Source organism: Hymenobacter convexus (assembly GCF_030580955.1).
Taxonomy (GTDB): Bacteria; Bacteroidota; Bacteroidia; order Cytophagales; family Hymenobacteraceae; genus Hymenobacter.
In genome coordinates this window covers 180,151-197,427 of sequence record NZ_JAUQON010000004.1, presented here as the reverse complement: position 1 = coordinate 197,427, position 17,277 = coordinate 180,151, and the positions used below count along the sequence as shown (strand labels likewise).

The following is a 17,277-nucleotide window of genomic DNA, read 5'->3' as shown; positions in this document are numbered from 1 at the left end:
AACGCGCCGGGCCCGGCAGAAGTCGCGGGAGACTATTCGCCTTTTTTAGGTGCAGCTTTTTTAGCAGCAGGGGCCTTAGCGGCGGCTGGGGCTTTGGCAGCGGCCGGTTTCTTTGCGGGAGCCGAAGCGGCAGCGGCTTTGGGCGCCGCCGTTTTCTTGGCGGCCGACTGCTGACTGGCCGATACCTCGCCGGTGGGCGGCTCGGGCTGGATGGCGCCGGCCGCTTTCTTGGGCGCGGCCTTTTTGGCGGCGGGCTTGGGGGCACCGGTGGCGCCCAGGTCGTTGGTTTCACGCACGGCTTGGCCCATTTGCACATTGGAGCCAATGGTGGGCGAACCTTTGGGAGCGGCGCGCACGGAGTCCTGCACGAACGTGCCCCAGGTGAGGTTGGTGCGGCCGGACCGGCTGGCCTGGGCGCGCTCAATTGCCAGCAGCGCGGCATGTTCTACCACCCACTCAAAGTTCTCGGCCCCAACGGAATTCACGTCGGCATCGGGCGCGGGGTTGCCAAAGTCGATGGCGATGGGCACCCCGTCGCGCACGGCAAATTCTACCGTGTTGAAGTCGTAACCCAGGCCCTGGCACAGGCGCAGGGTGTAGTCCTTGATGGTGTCGAGCAGCTTCTGGCCGGCTTCGCCTTCGGTTTTCATCGTGGTCTGGTACCGCTCGTGGGGGGCGTTGCGGGGCTCATAGGGCATGATGAGTACGTGCTTGCCGCCCAGGCAGTAGCAGCGGAAATAGTCCTCGAACTCGATGGCTTCCTGGTAGAGCATCACCAGCTGGCCGGTTTCGTCGTAGGCGCGCCAAGCCTGCTCGGGGTTGTCTACCTTATATACGCTCTTCCAGCCGCCGCCGGAGTGGGGCTTCATGAAGGCCGGGAAGCCGATGTGCGCGAAGGCTTTGTCCCAATCGAACAGCGACAGGTTGCGGAAGGAGTTTTCGGTGGTGTCGTCGGGGCGGTGCTTGCTGGGGAGCAGCAGCGTTTTGGGCACCGGCACGCCCAGCTGCACGGCCAGCGCGTTATTAAAAAACTTCTCGTCGGCGCTCCACCAGAAGGCGTTGTTGATGACGGCCGTGCCGGTGAGAGCGGCGTTTTTGAGGTAGGCGCGGTAGAAGGGCACGTCCTGCGAAATGCGGTCGACGATAACATCGTAGCCGCAGGGCACGGCCTGTTCCACCTGCTCAATGTTCACGAACTCGGCCGTGATGCCGTTCACGGCTTTCTGGTTCACGCGGTCGACGAAGGCCTGCGGGAAGGTGTTCTCCTGACCGAAGAGGATGCCTATTTTTTTCATGGCTGAAGGTTGTTTTGGTAGCGGTTAAGCTGGGGTTGGTGAAGAATCGGGGGTGAAAAAAGGGGAATGGGTGGCACTTAGCCAATGGTGCTGAGATACTGCGGGAACATTTCACGCCATACGGGCCAGTCGTGGTTGCCAAAGGGCTTCACGTCCAGCGTGTGCCGGATGCCTTTCTGGCTGAGAATATGTGACATCTGGAAGTTGGCATCCTTGCAGAAGTCGTGCTCGGCGGTGCCCAGAATGATGTTCATCCACTGAAAATGCTCGCTGTGCGCGCCGGGAATGAACTCGGGAGGGTTGTTGAAGTACACGTTGTCGTCGTGGTAGCCGTCCAGAAACTGGCGGATATCGAAGGCCGCGCCCATGGTGAAGAGGTGGGCCACCTGGTTGGGGTGGCGGAAGGCGAAATTCAGGGCGTGGAAGCCACCGAAGCTGCAGCCGGCCACGCCAATCTTGTCCACGTTGCACTCCTGCTGCAGCATGGGCACCAGCTCGTCGCTCAGAAACTGGTCGTAGAAAATGTGGTTTTTAATCCGCACGTCCGGGGGCAGGTGCTTGGCGTACCAGGAATGCGCGTCGATGCTGTCGATGCAAAACAGCTTCACCTTGCCGGCCTCCACCAGCGGGCGGGCCGCCTCGATGAGCTTGAAATCGCGGGCTTCGTTATCGTGGCCGCCGGAGGTGGGAAAAATGACCACCGGGTAGCCCCAGGTGCCAAAAACCAGCATGTCGATGTCCTGGCCGAGGTGGTGTGAATAGAAGCGGCGGTGTTGTTCCTGCACGGGTGGGGGGCTGAAGAGGTGAAGCCGTCCGGGTGGTGCGGCGCGGCAAACTAGTAAAGAAATGATGGACCCGCTGCATTTAACCAGTTTAAATTTGCGCACCAGCCGCAATTCCAACGGGCGCCGTTACTTTGTTTGATGCTTTCAGACCTCATGAGCCCCGAAACTTCCCCCATCGGCACCCGGCTGTGCCGGGAAGTGCTACCGTCCAGCTTTTTGCAGCGCGACGTGGAGGTGAGCATCCTGCTGCCTCCGGCCAGCGCCGAAACTGCCGCGCCGTACCCCGTGCTTTATTTGAACGATGGCCAGGATTTGGAACGCCTGCACCTGCAGCCCACCCTCGACGCGCTGTACGCCCGCGGGGCCGTGCGGCCCTTCGTGCTAGTGGCGCCCCACGCCAACGAGCTGCGCGTGCAGGAATACGGCACCGCCGCCCATGCCGACTTTAACGGCCGCGGCAGCCTGGCCGGCGCTTATACCCGCTTTGTATTGGAAGAGCTTTTGCCTTTCGCCCAGGCTAATTACCACGCTTCCGCCAACCCGGCCGAGGCCGTCTTCGCGGGCTTCTCGCTGGGCGGTTTGTCGGCCTTCGATATAGTGTGGCACCATCCGGACGTTTTTTCGCGGGCCGGCGTGTTTTCGGGGTCCTTCTGGTGGCGGCAGCGGGCCGTGGGTGCCGGCTACACGCCTGCCGACCGCATCATGCACGGCCTTGTGCGGGCCCGGCGCCCGCACCCCAGCCACCGCTTCTGGCTCCAAACCGGCACCCTTGATGAACGCGGCGACCGCAACGAAAACGGTGTCATAGACTCCGTAGAGGACTGCCTCGACCTCATCGAGGAGCTTATTAAAGGCGGCCTCGATGCCCAACACGCTCTGCGCTACGTGCAGGTGGAGGGCGGCCACCACCACCCCGACACCTGGGGCCGCGTGATGCCCGACTTTTTAATTTGGGCCTTTGGGCAGGAGGGGGGCACTGCCACGCTGCCCGCACCGCTGCCCGTGGTGCGCCTGCACCTCGACCCGCACCTCGCCCCGTCCATTGTGCCCTCGTCGGCGCCCGGGCCGGCGGTGTTATTGCCGCTAGTGCTGCCCACTGAAACCGTGGCAGCGCAACCCGAGGCCGCTGGCGACGACCTTCCTGCTCATCAAACTCCTTCTGTCATGCCGATTTTACGCCCTGTTGAAGGCGATTTCCTGCCTTACGCCGGCAATTACATCGATTGGGTGCCCGAGGGCGCCGACCCACGCAGCGCCTTGCGAACCCAGCCGCAGGAAGTGCACGCGGTGTTTGCCGGCCTCAGCGAAGCGCAAACGGAGCAGGGCTATGCGCCCGGCAAGTGGACTTTGAAGGAAATGCTTCTGCATCAGATTGATTCTGAGCGAATATTCGCTTATCGGGCGCTGCGCTTTGCCCGGGCAGATAGCCAGGACCTGCTTGGGTTTGAGCAGGACGATTATGTGGCCAACAGCGGCGCCAATGCCCGCTCCATCGCCAGCTTGCTGGCCGAGTACGATGCCGTGCGCGCCGCCACCGTGGCATTGGCCGAAAGCTTTACCGATGAGCAGCTAAATCGCCGGGGCACAGCCAACAATGGCCCGGCCACGGTGCGGGCCCTGCTCTTCATCATGGCCGGGCATGAATTGCACCACCTCAACATTATTCGCGAGCGGTATCTGCCTTTTCTGCAAGGTTGAGCCAAAATTTATACCTTCGCCCGTCACAACACGCCGGCCCGGCCGTGCGTTGAAATACCCGGAATCAACCCTTACCAAACTTCTTTTCAATCATGGCCAAAGCCCAAGACGCCCGCAAAGAGAAAAAGAAAGAGCCCGTTAAATCCATGAAGGAGAAAAAAGCGGAGAAAGAGGAGAAGAAAGTAGCCCGCGCCCGCAAGCAGGAATAGTCTGAACCACGGATTCATCCGGATTTTTCGGATTCCACGGATTTTGTAGATGATTACAAAAATCGATTCAACCAAAAAGGCCGCTCATTCGAGCGGCCTTTTTGGTTGTGGTTAGAAGTCGTTCGTGCCTCTCACGAAATCCGTGAAATCCGAAAAATCCGGATGAATCCGTGGTCAGGCGGTATAATACGGCTCCTTTTCCTTGTCGTGGTGACGGATGTAGCCGTGTAGCACTAGCTTAATAAGCGTCTGGTAGGCGCGGCGCTTGCCAAAATTTACCAGCTTCATGTACTGCGCTAAGTTTATGCGGGGGCGGGTTTTCAGGTAGTCGATGACGGCCAGCTCTTGCTTACTGAGCGGGATTTTCTCAAAGCGGGCTGCAGGTTGCTGGCGCTCCAACAGCTTCTCGGTGAGGCCGCTGGTTTGCACGCTGGCGTCGCGCACGCGCACGTAGGCGCGCCAGTCGTCGGGGGCTACCTGGGCTCGGTGGGGCTTGTTGAGGCTTTCGGGCACGGTCACGATGAGGACAGTGCGGCCGTCTTCCTCCACTTCCTGAAACCGCAGGCTGGTGAGCGGGGGCTCGACGTAGTGCTGGGCGGCTTCGCGCAGCACGAATAGTTCTTCCTCAGCATCGCGCACGCCCAGGATGCGGCCGGTGTCGTCGACGCCTACCAGCACCTGCCCGCCACGGGTGTTGGCCAGCGATACCAGCGTGCGCGAAATGCGGTTCGGGTGCGTGGTTTTTTGCTTGAATTCCAACCCCTCGCCCTCGCCCTGTGCAATCAGCTTGTGTAAATCCATACCGTATTCATACGAAAACCGGGCATAAAAAATGCCGCATCTGAGTTCCAGATGCGGCATTTTTTATGGTTTAGCTACCGAAATAGCAGAGCCGGAAAACGTTCGGACGAGCCTTAGAAGGGCAGGTCGTTGTCGTCGTCGCTGGCGATGGGGGCCGCCGAGGGCTGAGCGCGCAGCGTGGGGTTCTGGTTCTGAGCAGCGGGGCGGGGAGCGGCTTGTTGGCCACCACCGTAGCTGTTGCCGGCGTTGCCACCCGAAGCGGGCTCAATCTTCCAGGCTTCGAGGTTGGTGAAGTACAGCATCTGGCCGTTTTTGTTGAAGCCGCGACCGCGGAGGTTGAACGTCACCTTCACTTCGTCGCCCATTTTGAAGGGGTCGATGAGGCTGGTTTTGTCCTGAACCATCTGAAACTTAATGTGCTCGGGATACTGGCCGTCCTGGACTTCGAGCACGAACTCGCGCTTGCGGAATTTCTCGCTTACCTGCTGTTCGTCAAAGATTTCGTGCAGCCGGCCGGTTACGTCGTATGCCATAAAACTGGGGGTGTTTTGGTAGTAAAAAACTTGAACATCAAACCTACGAATAAAAACGCTAGCGGGCCACCAGCCGTTCCCTCACTCTACCTTTGTAGCCCATTTAAGCCGCTTATTTTCCGAAAAAATGTTTGCACTCGCCATTCACGGCGGCGCCGGCACTATTGCCCGCGCCTCCCTCTCCCCCGATGCTGAACGCGAGTACCACGCGGCCCTCGAAACTGCCCTAAATACCGGCTACGACCTGCTGGCCCAAGGAGCCGCCGCCCTCGATGCGGTGGAGGCGGCCGTGCGCAGCCTCGAAGACTGCCCGCTGTTCAACGCCGGGCGCGGAGCCGTTTTCACCCACGACGGCCACCACGAGATGGATGCCGCCCTCATGAGCGGCCACAACCGGCTGGCCGGCGCCGTGACCGGCGTGCGCCAGGTGCAAAACCCCATTCGGGCCGCCCGGCTGGTGATGGAAAAAACCGAACACGTATTATTAGGCTACCCCGGCGCCGACGAGTTGGCCCGCGAATACGGCCTGCCCTTGCAGCCCGCAGAGTATTTTTTCACCCAGCACCGCTACAACCAGCTGCAGGATGCCCTGAAAGCCGGCAAAATGCAGCTCGACCACGCTGCCGACCCCAACTGGAAAAAAGGCACCGTGGGCGCCGTCGCCCGCGACCAGCACGGCCACCTAGCCGCCGCCACCAGCACCGGCGGCATGACCAACAAGCGCTACTCCCGCATTGGCGATACGCCCCTCATCGGGGCCGGCACCTGGGCCGATGAGCGCTGCGCCATCAGCTGCACCGGCAACGGCGAGTATTTTATCCGGGCCGTAGCAGCTTATGATGTAGCCTGTCTCATCGAATACAAAGGCCTCACGCTGGAAGAAGCCTGCCGCGTGGTGGTGCAGGACAAACTGGCGCCCGTAGGAGGCGAGGGCGGCCTCATTGCCATTGACGCGGCGGGGAATGTTACGCTGCCCTTTAATTCGGAGGGGATGTACCGTGGCTGCCGTCGCGAAGGAGAGTCGGCGTGGGTAGCTATATATAAGGAGTAAGTGAGCGGCAGTTTGGTAAAACCAGTACGTCATGCTGAGCGCAGCCGAAGCATCCCTACTGCGCAAGTAAATTACTATTGCGGTAGAGATGCTTCGGCTGCGCTCAGCATGACGTTCTTATAACATTACTCAGATTCGATTCCTACCAGCTGTAATGCACCAGCGGCCGAATCTGTGCATCATAAATCCTCCGCACCGCTTCCATTTGGTTGGGGGTGAGGGCGGGAAGCTCGGCGGCCTGGAGGTTCTGCAGAATCTGCTCGGGGCGGGAGGCGCCGGGGATGACGCAGCTCACTTCGTCAAACATCAGAATCCAGCGCAAAGCAATGTCGGCCAGCGGCTGGTTGGGGAAGGCTTGTTTCAGTTCCTCCACGGCGGCGAGGCCAGTGGCGTAATCAACGCCGGAGAAGGTTTCGCCTTTGTCGAAGGCTTCGCCGTGACGGTTGAAGTTGCGGTGGTCGTCGGGCGCGAAGGTGCTTTGGGGCGAGAACTTGCCAGTGAGCAGGCCGCTGGCCAGCGGCACGCGCACAATCAGGCCGATGTCGCGGCGGGCAGCTTCCTTAAACAGCAACTCCGGCGGGCGCTGGCGAAACATGTTGAAGATGAGTTGCACGGTACTCACGTTCGGGAATTCGATGGCCTTCAATCCTTCCTCCACTTTCTCGATGCTCACGCCCAGGTGCTGAATCTTGCCTTCGTCGCGCAACCGGTCAAACAGCTCGAAAATCTCGGGGCGGTAATACACTTCCGTGGGCGGGCAGTGCAGCTGGATGAGGTCGAGGGTTTCGAGCTGCATGTTGCGCAGGCTGTCTTCCACGAACTGGCGGAGCGCGGCGGGCTGGTAGGCATCGGCCGTGTGGGGCTGCAGGCGGCGCCCGCACTTGGTGGCCACGAAAACGCGCTCGGAGCGGGAGCGCACCAGCCGGCCCACGGCTTTTTCGCTCTCGCCGTCGCCGTAAACGTCAGCGGTGTCGATGAAATTGATGCCGGCGTCGACAGCGGCATTCAGAATTTGGTCGGCGTTGGCGTGGCTGAAGGGCTCGCCCCATTTGCCGCCTACCTGCCAGGTGCCCAGGCTGATTTCGGAAACGGAAAGGCTGGTTTTGCCCAGTTTGCGGTGGTTCATACTAAAAGGAAAAGTTTGGGGATTGACGAAGCAATAAAAAACCCTTGCGACAACTGAATTGGCAAAGCAAGGCGAAAACCTCATACGGTTGCCAGGAACCGTTGACAATGTTTGCAACAAAAAGCCCGCTCATCGAACCGATAAGCGGGCTTTTTTAAATCAGGTTAGCGGGGGCTAGCTGGCCGTGGCAGCCGGCTCGGAGGTAACCACCGAAGTAGCCGGAATCGGGAGGGCCTCTTTGCTGGCGTAGAATTTTCGTTCGCGCATGTCGTACACGTTGCCTTTGGCCAGCACGTGCATGGTCACGTTTTCGATGGAAAGCACCGTGCCTTTCTTGGCCGCGGCGGCGTTATTGTGCTGGATGTCGTGCCCGTCGAGGATGATAACCAGGTTAGAGCCAATGGTTTCGACCCAATTGCCTTGGGTGATGAGCACGCCGGTGTCCTCGCCCAGGCCAATGCCGATGAGCTTGGGGTGCAGCGCTACCGCCTCGATGAGACGCCCAAACCGGCCGCGCTTCACAAAGTGCGAGTCGACGATGGCGGCCGGCAGCAAGCCCAGGCCGCTGCCCATTTTCACGGCGCCTTTCAGCAGCGCATCGGGCACCGAGCCGCCCCGAATCATGTGCTGCGACATGGCCATGGCTCCGGCGCTTGTGCCGGCAATCACGAAGTGCGGCTCGGCGTAGTAGCGCTGAATCATGCGGTCAAGAAAGTCGGTTTCGCCGAACATCTCGCGCAGCCGCGACTGGTTGCCGCCCGAAAACATGATGACGTCGGCCGCCAACATGCGCTCCAAGTACTCGGGCTGCCGGGCGTCTTCGGGCGTGCGAATGTCCATGATGCCCACATTCAGGCAGTTCAGCATGGCGAAAGAGCCCGTGTAAATCGGCCCAACTTCCTCCGGAATCATCGAGGCGGTGGTCACGACTTCGATGCGCGGGTCGACCTTGCCGGTTTCGAGCACGATACGCTTGAGAATGCCCAACTCGAAAAAGTTGAGGTAGTACTTGCGGCGGGTTCGGGGGTTGGGGTACGTGCCCTTGTCCTCGTTGCCGCCCACGGCGATGAGCTTGCCAAGCGGAATGATGGTTTTCAACGGATACCTTATTTATATAGCGGGAAGATGCAAAAGTAAACGCCGCCGGAGCGGCAGCGGCCCAAGCCAGGGGCAAAGTTCGGGCCGGAGGCGCTTATTGGTGCTCTGCCAGCAGCGCATCAAGCGTGCCGGTGGCCACCGAATGATAGTTGGGCCGGGCGCGGGCATAAATTTCGCGGGCCCGCCGGGCGCCACCGGGCGTGGCCAGCAGCGCCCGGTATAGCGGCACCAGAAACTTGCGTCGCCCCACGTGGAGCAGAAATTTTTCCAGCGCCGCATCGGCCGGCGCGTACCCTGCCCGCAGCGTGAGCGGAAACCAGGCCGCCAGTATTTCGGCGTTGCCCGAAGTTGTGAAATGAAATGCCGCGTCGAGGTCGGCCAACTGGTGAGACGAGAGTGAGGCTGGCAGGCCGTGCAGGAAATGCACCCACTCGTGGCTGCTCCAGTCGGCCGTGGCCGGCAGGAGGGAGACGGACGCGACGCCGTCATTCAGGCGGGCCAACTCTTGGTCTACCGCCGCGAAGCGCTGGGAGGTGACGGCCGGCGCATTACCGGGCAGGCCGGGCCCCTCCACCCAGGCTGCCAAGTTCAGCTTTGCTTCGAGGCCCGGCTCTGGGTCCAGCAGTTCGGCGCGGAGGTAGTGCAGGAAGGTTGCCGTGTCCATGGCCTGAAAGCTGAAGCGGGCGAAATACTCCTTAATAAAGGCGTCGAGCCGGGTGCGCCCCACCAGCGACTCGAGGGTTAGGAGCAGAGCGCAGCCTTTTTCATACGCTATTTCGGTGAGTCCTTCGTCGGGGTCGCGGCTGGCCAGGGCGAGGTGCAAATGCGTGTCGGGGCTCGAAACCCCGATGTCTTCAATGGTGTGGTGCAACTCAGCTCGGCCCAGCACCTGGAGCATGTCGGCATAATCGGGGCCATATAAATGTTCCATGATGCGCCGCTCGAAATACACCGTAAATCCCTCGTTCAACCAGAAATCATTCCAGGTTGCATTTGTAACCAGGTTGCCCGACCACGAGTGCGCCAGCTCGTGCGCCACCAGAGTGGTCAGGCTGCGGTCGCCCGCCAGAATGGTTGGTGTAACAAATGTTAATCTCGGGTTTTCCATTCCACCAAAGGGGAAAGAGGGAGGCAGCACCAGCAAATCGTACCGCTCCCACCGATAGGGACCATACAGCTGCTCGGCCGCCGCCACCATTTTTTCGAGGTCGGCAAATTCGTAAGTGGCCGTAGGCAAAGTGGCCGGCTCGGCATAAATCCCGGTGCGGCCGCTGAGCGGCGCAAAGGCCAGGTCGCCTACGGCCAGCGCCATGAGGTAGGCCGGAATGGGCTGGGCCATCTCAAACCGATACGTCCCATTGGGGTCGAGCTGCTGCGGGTTGCCGGCACTCATCAGCGCGAGCAGATGCGCGGGTACCTGCACCCGGGCCGCATAGGTGAAGCGGATGCCGGGCGAGTCCTGGCACGGCAGCCAGGTGCGGGCCAGGATGGCCTGCGACTGCGTGAAAAGAAACGGCTGGGTTCCGGCCGTCTGGGCGGGCTCCAGCCACTGCAGGGCCGCCGCCGTGGCCGCCGTCCGGTAGCGAATGCGGATGGCCGCGGTTTCGGGCTTCAGCGCCACGCTCAACGCCTGACCTAGCACCGCATCGGCCGGCCCCAGCGTAAAGGTCGTAGCCGATGCATTTCCTGCCCCGTCGAGGCATTCGATGCCCTCAATGGTCAGGTCCCGGGTGTCGAGAGTCACCGCGGCCGCCTGCGCGGCGTCAATCAGTTGCCAGGTTGCGGTGCCAGCCAGCGTACGGGTAGCGAAGTCGACGGACAAGTCCAGTTCCAGATGGCGAACCCGCACCGGGCTTTGGCTGGCGTAGCTGTGCGGGTCATGGGGCAGGGGTTCCGGTTGAGAAAAGGGAGAAGCCATAAATGGGGGCTGCTGCCGAGAGGCAGGCAAGGAATTGCTGGATTTCAGAAAGTGGGCGCTTCGGACAGCAGGACAAGAAGAACTTTACCCGGTTATGTGAGCACCCGAGCACGGCAACTATTTGCATTGGCCGTATTTGAGTGGCACAAGGTTGGGTTGATGCTGCTGATAGTGAGTGTATTAAGTGTGTCCAAATCAGTGACAGTGGGCTCAGGCAGCCTGTAGTGGTACGAAGTTGGCAAGATTACGGGCATTGCAATAGCGGGCTGTGCCTCACCAGGGTGTAATTTGCGGCCGGACAGCCAGCGGGCGGGTCCGTCGCAACTTCCCAATAAGCTTGGCAGTACAACGCCCAGCCCCCGGCAGTTGTCCGAGGGCCATTTTTTGTTCGCTTCATTCCTTTCAATGTCATTATTCCTTCGTTTTTCTTCGCTCCTCTGGGTGCTGCTTGCGGCCCTCGTGGGCGGCACCACCCTGCAGGCTTGCGGCTCCGACGGCAGCCAGTCGGCGGAAGGCAGCAGCGCTGCCGGCGCCGCGGCCGTGCGTGAGCTCGGTCCCCAGCCTCTCATCGACAGCACCTACGTCATCAACACCTTGCGCGCCCAGCCGCAGTTCAAGGCGCAGCTGCTGCCCGCCCGTCGGTTTTACCGGGACCGTCAGTTTCGCCTCGGCTGGTTTAAAGACCACCAACCCGTGCCGCAGGTCAAGTCTTTGCAGGATATTATTGCTAAAGCAGCAGATGAGGGATTAAACCCTAAAGACTATCAGGTTAAAGACTTCAAGGCTTTATTCAATCAACTAGACCAGGCCCGGTCCGATTCGTTGAAGCGCACGGCCCTGGAGCGTGAAATTGACGTGGCCCTGACCGGTACTTATATGAAATGGGCGTCGGATTATTACCGCGGCGCGGCCAACCCGCGCGACCTGAAGAGCACCACCTGGCAGGTAAAACCCAATAAAATCAAGCTCAACAAGGCCTTGATGACCTTTCTGGGCGAGCGGAAAAGCCGCTACAACTACTACGAATTTGCTCCTCTTCACCCCGAATACGACCAGCTGAAAAAGGCGCTGGCTACCTACCGCGCCCAAGAGCGAGCGGGCGGCTGGCCTGCTTTGCCCGCGGGTTTAAAGCTGAAGCCCGGGCAGTCTTCGCCGGCCGTCGCGGCCCTGCGCAAGCGCCTGCTCAACAGCGCCGGCGGCGAGGCCGCCAGCACGCCCCCTGCCGATTCGGCGCGCATTGGCGCGGCCCCGGCGGCCTATACTTACGACCCCGAACTGGTGGCTGCCGTCAAGCTATTCCAGCAGGATGCCGGCCTGAAACCCGATGGCGTGATTGCCGGGGAGACCCTGCGCCAGCTCAACGTACCCATCGGCGCCCGCATCGACCAGCTCATCCTGAACATGGAACGTTGGCGCTGGCTTCCCAAACGCTTCGAGCCGAACTACCTTTTGGTGAACATTCCGGAGTACACGCTGCACGTAGTGGAGAATGACAAGGAGGCGTTTTCGATGCCTGTCATCGTGGGCAAAGTGCTCCACGAGACGCCCATTTTTAGCGATAAGATGGAGTACGTGGTGCTGGCGCCGTACTGGAATGTGCCCTTCAGCATCATCGAAAACGAGATGCGGCCCAAGCTCGTGGCCGACCCCGTGGGCACGCTCGACCGCCTCAATATGGAGGTAGTGAAGGGCAGCGGACGCAAGGCCAAAGTCATCGACCCAACCACCGTTGACTGGGCCAACGTGACCCAGACCACCTTCAAGTACACCCTGCGCCGCCGCCCCGGCCCCGACAACGACCTGGGCGATGTGAAGTTCATCTTCCCCAACTCGAACGATATCTACCTGCACGACACGCCGCACGACGCGCTGTTTTCGCAGAGTGCCCGCAGCTTTAGCCACGGCTGCGTGCGGGTGAAGGAACCCATCAAACTGGCTACCTACCTGCTGCGCGACAAGCCCGGTTGGGACCAGGCCACCATCCTGGATAGCATCGCCACCCACCGCGAGAAGTATGTTACCCTGAAAGAAAAACTGCCCGTTTACCTGGTGTATTTCACCGCCTGGGCCGACGCTGACGGCCACCCTCACTTCCGGGATGACATCTATGGCCACGATAAAACCTTGGCTAAGGAATTTTTTGATTAGTCAGACAAGGCCACTCCTGACAATTGGAGAGGGGAAACGTCTCACGCTTTAGTCCTCACTTGCAAAGCCCGGTCGCCTTTGGCGGCCGGGCTTTTTGCATGTAGCCTTCCTTTGGCAGGCCTTCCCAATCTAAAATCACCTGGTAACAAATGTATTTGTATTGACTCCTGCTACCGTAAATAAAGGGCTGTTTACTATTGTGTGTAATGCGTGGTATTGAATTCGTGCATTTATGTAAACTAATGATTTCAACTCTCCATCTCACTTCTGAAGTAATCATTCTTACATTTGTAACTTAAAACGTGCAAATGGTTGAGCGCATCAGGTTATTGCTGGAAGCCCGGCAGCTTTCTCCTACGCAGTTCGCGGATGCCATTGGCATTGCGCGGCCCATTGTGAGTCACATTCTGTCGGGTCGGAATAAGCCCAGCTTGGAGGTGGTGCAACGGATACTGGCGGCTATGCCAGACTTATCAATTGCCTGGCTCCTTAATGGTACAGGTCCTATGCTTGTCGCGGAAGCAACCAGTGCAGTATCTGGTGGTGGCCCAGTGCTTGTTCCCCAGCCTGTTGAGCCGGCTAAAGTGCCGGAACCTGCCTCAATTATCGCCCCCGAACTGGTGGCAAGCGCTGCCGCAAAGCCCGTAAAAAACCGTCAGCCTTCGTTGCAGAGCGTCAGTGCGCCGATTGGAGGCGCTGTAACAGCGAGTCGAACCATTCCTAAGCGCTTTACCTCCAGGAAGCCAGCTTCTGAGCTTGGTAACAAGGAAGTACCGCCTGCAAGCTCCCCGTCCCCAGCCGACGAGCCTGCCCCTATGCTAGCTCCAGCCTCGCCGGTTGCTGTTGAACCAGCCAGCGTAGTTCAACCCACCCCAGCTGCTGCGTTGCTGGCCGGTTCAGATAAGCCGATTCGGCGGATTGTGATTTTCTATCGGGACGGCTCTTTTGCCGACTTTCAGCCCGAATAAATTCTCCGGCCAAGCACTGTATAGGCACGCCCCGGGTTGGTTCGGTTATTCTCACCGGGCCAACCTGGGGCGTGCTTCTGTAGAATAAGCTGTACAGCCAGGAGCAATATATAGGGTGTGCACCTGCCCGGTTTTGAGTCTTGTCAATACATCGGGGCTATATGCGGACAAGCCTGTTTCTGCTCATCGCCCAGCTTCCTTAGATGGCTTGATGAAAGATATTGCGGGAAAACCATTGAGCGTTTGCTGCGTGGCTCCAAACGCACATAACTTGCCGTAATGCTATTTGGCAGGGTGGTGAATAGGACGTTATTTTCTCCCGATAGAATCACTGCTGCGCAATCGTGAATTATTATATTGATTTCTTGCGCTTGCTAATTTTTATAGAAGGTTCGTTGGGGTTTGCAATTATAAGTTTTTATTTTTCATAATTTGCTAATAATCAGCAAAATATAGCAAGCTAACGCAATGGTGGAATGAGGTGTGCAGATGGTCATTTTAAAGGGAGATTGATTCTTGTTTGGATGGTGAACTGCTCATTTTGTGAGATGAGGTTTTTCATGCTTAGTTATAAGCACAACGCATACTGTGCTAAGCATTTTGACACTTCCTTTAGTTCTTAAAGTGATAGTATGCTGAATGGGCGAAAATGCGTGTTGCTAAGCAGCTGAGCGCACTTTCTCTCCTGAATTGAAGGAACTGAGCATATAGCTTGTCCAACCGTAGATGGGCATCCACAGTACGGGTGTAGGCACCAAAAGCAGGATGGTGCGTCTGGCAGCAATAACTTAGGCGGGCTGGTGGTTGGGGCAGTGTATTGGCGGAATTGTCAATTGTAAATAAACTGTCAAGGCCCTCATACTGATAATTGCGCTTTCGCACCTTGTCGCATTCCTTTTAACCAACGCTGCTCTACGTTGCGGACAATGGCGGAGTGCGGGCGGTGCGGTTGTTCAATTGACGGCGCTGGGTTACCTTCGCAGCATGAAACTGACCCGCACGAATCTTTGGTTGGCCGCCGCTACGGCCATGCTCCTGACGGCCTCCTGTTCCCAGGCCCCCGATGCCGCCGAGGCTGAAAAAGACCCTTCCGCCGATGCCGCCTATAAGCGCGCCCACCGGGCCGAAGGCTACCGCGAAGCCCAACGCTCCAACGTGACCCGCAACTAACAAGCGCAGCCGGCTTCCATTCCGCTGCTGACTTTCGATAAAGCAAAAAGCCCCCGCCAGATTTTTGGCGGGGGCTTTCTTTGTTATGGGCGCGGGGCCTTCGCTCAAGGGGGCTGCCTAGCGGGCCACGGCCAGGACGGGGTGCGGCTCGGGGGCCACATCGAAGCTGGGCAGGCTGATGCCGGCCAGCAGGTCGCGCTCCAGCAAATCGGCCCAGGTGCGGAGGTAGAGCACTACGTCGTCGCGCTGGTTGTGGCGCAGGGCGTCGCGGCGCTCGAACGGGATGGCGGCCCGGATGGCGGGGTCGGAAATGCGTTCGAGGTGGGTGAGGTCGCGCCGGCTGAAGCCGAGGGCCAGCATTTCGTCGATGGTCTGGTCGATGGGCAGGCCGCTGGTGGGGCAGTAGTCGATTATCTGGCGTTCCCAGTCGCCGTAGCGCTGCATGGCCCGGGCGTGGATTTCGGCTTTGGTGAGCTGCGTGATGGTTTGAGCCAGGTGGCCGCAGTTGCAGCTGCCCATGTGGCCCCACTGGTAGGGGGCTTGGGTGGCGAGGCGCTGGGCCGTGTCGCGCAGGGCCTGGATGACGGGAAGCGTGGGTTGGGCCATAATAACGGAGGAATTATTCGCAGAAAAAGCAAGTAATCAGCCCTAAAAAGCAGCAAGACCCGGAAAAAGTTTTCCGGGTCTTGCTGCTTTTTAGGGCTGATTACTTGGAAAAGGCCGTCATGCTGAGCAAAGTCGAAGCATCTCTACCGCTTCGTTGAATCGACTGGATTACTCCCACGGTAGAGATGCTTCGACTTTGCTCAGCATGACGGCCTGATTAAGCCTGTTGCTTAGAATGAGCCGCGGCGCGTACCGCCGGCATCGCCCCGGCGACGACCGCCGAGGTCGCCGCCTTCACGGTTGCCGCCCACATTCACGCGGGCGCCGCCGCTACCAAAGCGACGCGCGGTATCGGACTGTCCGGTGCTAGCGGGCGCGGCCGGACGGCTACGCTCGCCGCTGGGCCGGCCGCCGCTGTTTCCGCCCCCGCTGGGGCGCTCGCCGCCACGGCCGCCACCCGAGCGGCCTCCACCGCCCTGGCCTCCGCCCGAACGACTGCCACCGCCCTGGCCGCCCTCGCGGGGACCGGAGCGGGCCGGACGACCCGCCGGGCCTTTGGGCCGAATGATGCGCTCGTTGCCATGCAGCATCACCGGCTTGATGCGGCCCGATACAAACGGATGCTCGGCTTCGACGTCAATCTGGCGGCTGATGAGCTTCTGGATATCCTGCAGGTAGGCACGCTCCTCGTCTTCAACGAATGAAAACGCGGTGCCGAAAGCGCCGGCCCGGCCGGTGCGGCCGATGCGGTGCACGTAGGTTTCGGGCTCGTTGGGGATTTCGTAGTTGATGACGTGGGTCAGCTCGTCCACGTCGATGCCGCGGGCGGCGATGTCGGTGGCCACCAGCACGCGGGTGCTGCCGGCTTTGAAGTTGGAGAGGGCGCGCTGGCGGTGGTTCTGGCTTTTGTTGCCGTGGATGGCTTCGGCCGGAATGGAATTGGCGGCCAGGGCTTTCACCACCTTGTCGGCGCCGTGCTTGGTGCGGGTGAACACGAGCACGCGCTTAATGCCTTTGTCTTCCAGAATGTGGCGGAGCAGGGCGGGCTTGTCGTTATTCTCAACAAGGTACACCGATTGGGTAACGGTATCGGCGGTGCTGCTCACGGGCGTCACGGCCACGCGCACGGGGTTGGGGCGCAGGATGGTGCTGGCCAGTTCCTGAATCTGGCCGGGCATGGTGGCCGAGAAAAACAGGGTCTGGCGCTTGGCGGGCAGCTTGGGCAGAATGCGCTTGATGTCGTTGATGAAGCCCATATCGAGCATGCGGTCGGCTTCATCAAGCACGAATACTTCGATTTGGCGCAGGTCCACAAAGCCCTGGTTCATGAGGTCGAGCAGGCGTCCAGGCGTGGCAATCAGCACTTCCACGCCGCGCTTGAGGGCCGCAACCTGCGAGCCCTGGCTAACGCCGCCAAAAATAACGGTGTGGCGAATCTGGCTCAAATGGCGGCCGTAGGCGCCAAAGCTTTCGTTGATTTGAATGGCCAGCTCGCGGGTAGGCGTGAGCACGAGGCAGCGGATGGCACCCCGCGCGTGGCTCGACAACTGGGCCGTGCGGTGCAGCACCTGCAGGATGGGCACGGTGAAAGCCGCCGTTTTGCCGGTGCCGGTTTGGGCCACGCCGAGGAGGTCTTTGCCTTCGAGCACGTGGGGAATGGCCTGCTCCTGGATGGGAGTAGGGGTGGTGTAGCCTTCTTCTTTGAGGGCTTTGAGAATGGGGTCAATCAGGTTTAACTCGTCAAACGTCATGTTGAGGGGTAAGTAGGGCGTACCGGGCAAGCGCAAGAGCTGCCGCGATAAAATGGTGGCAAGCAATGGCCTGCAAAGTGAGTAGTTCAGCCTACGCCGTAGCATAGGCGGGCATGGCCA

General features: G+C 59.9%; 14 protein-coding genes. 5 read left to right on the top strand and 9 right to left on the bottom strand.

All coding sequences use genetic code 11. From position 1 onward, the window contains the following. Positions 1-32 precede the first annotated feature (32 nt). Positions 33-1,295: an ATP-grasp domain-containing protein gene (locus tag Q4S41_RS10050; RefSeq protein ID WP_305030977.1), complete on the bottom strand. Its 1,263-nt coding sequence runs from the start codon at positions 1,293-1,295 to the stop codon at positions 33-35. A gap of 77 nt (positions 1,296-1,372) precedes the next feature. After that, a complete protein-coding gene (locus Q4S41_RS10045; RefSeq protein WP_305030976.1) occupies positions 1,373-2,080 on the bottom strand; it encodes an alpha/beta fold hydrolase in 708 nt (235 codons plus the stop codon). Between the two features lie 138 nt (positions 2,081-2,218). On the opposite strand from Q4S41_RS10045, the gene Q4S41_RS10040 reads away from it, so the two are divergent. Continuing rightward, positions 2,219-3,778: an alpha/beta hydrolase-fold protein gene (locus Q4S41_RS10040; protein ID WP_305030975.1), complete on the top strand. Its 1,560-nt coding sequence runs from the start codon at positions 2,219-2,221 to the stop codon at positions 3,776-3,778. Positions 3,779-4,161: 383 nt separating this feature from the next. Here the strand turns inward: Q4S41_RS10040 and Q4S41_RS10035 are convergent, their stop codons facing one another. Together Q4S41_RS10035 and Q4S41_RS10030 are read right to left on the bottom strand one after the other, a co-directional pair. Continuing rightward, on the bottom strand, positions 4,162-4,788 hold the full coding sequence (locus Q4S41_RS10035; protein ID WP_305030974.1) for an AlbA family DNA-binding domain-containing protein: 627 nt from the start codon (positions 4,786-4,788) through the stop codon (positions 4,162-4,164). A 113-nt stretch (positions 4,789-4,901) separates the two neighbouring features. Further along, a complete protein-coding gene (locus Q4S41_RS10030) occupies positions 4,902-5,321 on the bottom strand; it encodes a DUF3127 domain-containing protein (RefSeq protein ID WP_190924634.1) in 420 nt (139 codons plus the stop codon). A gap of 127 nt (positions 5,322-5,448) precedes the next feature. Here Q4S41_RS10030 and Q4S41_RS10025 point away from each other — a divergent pair, with 127 nt between their 5' ends. Beyond that, on the top strand, positions 5,449-6,372 hold the full coding sequence (locus Q4S41_RS10025; protein WP_305030973.1) for an isoaspartyl peptidase/L-asparaginase family protein: 924 nt from the start codon (positions 5,449-5,451) through the stop codon (positions 6,370-6,372). Positions 6,373-6,514: 142 nt separating this feature from the next. Here the strand turns inward: Q4S41_RS10025 and Q4S41_RS10020 are convergent, their stop codons facing one another. The 3 genes from Q4S41_RS10020 to Q4S41_RS10010 all read right to left on the bottom strand — a co-directional run bounded on the left by Q4S41_RS10020 (position 6,515) and on the right by Q4S41_RS10010 (position 10,514). Further along, positions 6,515-7,498: an aldo/keto reductase gene (locus Q4S41_RS10020; RefSeq protein WP_305030972.1), complete on the bottom strand. Its 984-nt coding sequence runs from the start codon at positions 7,496-7,498 to the stop codon at positions 6,515-6,517. Between the two features lie 174 nt (positions 7,499-7,672). Next, the gene (locus Q4S41_RS10015; RefSeq protein WP_305030971.1) at positions 7,673-8,596 is read right to left on the bottom strand and encodes a cyanophycinase; all 924 of its coding nucleotides are present in this window, start codon (positions 8,594-8,596) and stop codon (positions 7,673-7,675) included. Between the two features lie 94 nt (positions 8,597-8,690). Beyond that, complete coding sequence (locus Q4S41_RS10010) at positions 8,691-10,514, bottom strand: M1 family metallopeptidase (protein WP_305030970.1); 1,824 nt, start codon at positions 10,512-10,514, stop codon at positions 8,691-8,693. Positions 10,515-10,919: 405 nt separating this feature from the next. Between Q4S41_RS10010 and Q4S41_RS10005 the strand changes: the two genes are divergently transcribed. The 3 genes from Q4S41_RS10005 to Q4S41_RS10000 all read left to right on the top strand — a co-directional run bounded on the left by Q4S41_RS10005 (position 10,920) and on the right by Q4S41_RS10000 (position 14,800). Beyond that, positions 10,920-12,662 carry a L,D-transpeptidase family protein gene (locus Q4S41_RS10005; RefSeq protein ID WP_305030969.1) on the top strand — a complete coding sequence of 581 codons (1,743 nt, stop codon included), beginning with the start codon at positions 10,920-10,922 and terminating at the stop codon, positions 12,660-12,662. Positions 12,663-12,970: 308 nt separating this feature from the next. Continuing rightward, positions 12,971-13,630, top strand: coding sequence for a helix-turn-helix domain-containing protein (locus tag Q4S41_RS24570; protein ID WP_369811278.1), 660 nt, complete (start codon positions 12,971-12,973; stop codon positions 13,628-13,630). Between the two features lie 984 nt (positions 13,631-14,614). Beyond that, complete coding sequence (locus tag Q4S41_RS10000) at positions 14,615-14,800, top strand: hypothetical protein (protein WP_196284743.1); 186 nt, start codon at positions 14,615-14,617, stop codon at positions 14,798-14,800. A gap of 117 nt (positions 14,801-14,917) precedes the next feature. Here Q4S41_RS10000 and Q4S41_RS09995 read toward each other — a convergent pair whose 3' ends face one another. Next, positions 14,918-15,406 carry a hypothetical protein gene (locus Q4S41_RS09995; RefSeq protein WP_305030968.1) on the bottom strand — a complete coding sequence of 163 codons (489 nt, stop codon included), beginning with the start codon at positions 15,404-15,406 and terminating at the stop codon, positions 14,918-14,920. Positions 15,407-15,636: 230 nt separating this feature from the next. Continuing rightward, on the bottom strand, positions 15,637-17,157 hold the full coding sequence (locus tag Q4S41_RS09990) for a DEAD/DEAH box helicase (protein WP_305031292.1): 1,521 nt from the start codon (positions 17,155-17,157) through the stop codon (positions 15,637-15,639). Positions 17,158-17,277 lie beyond the last annotated feature (120 nt).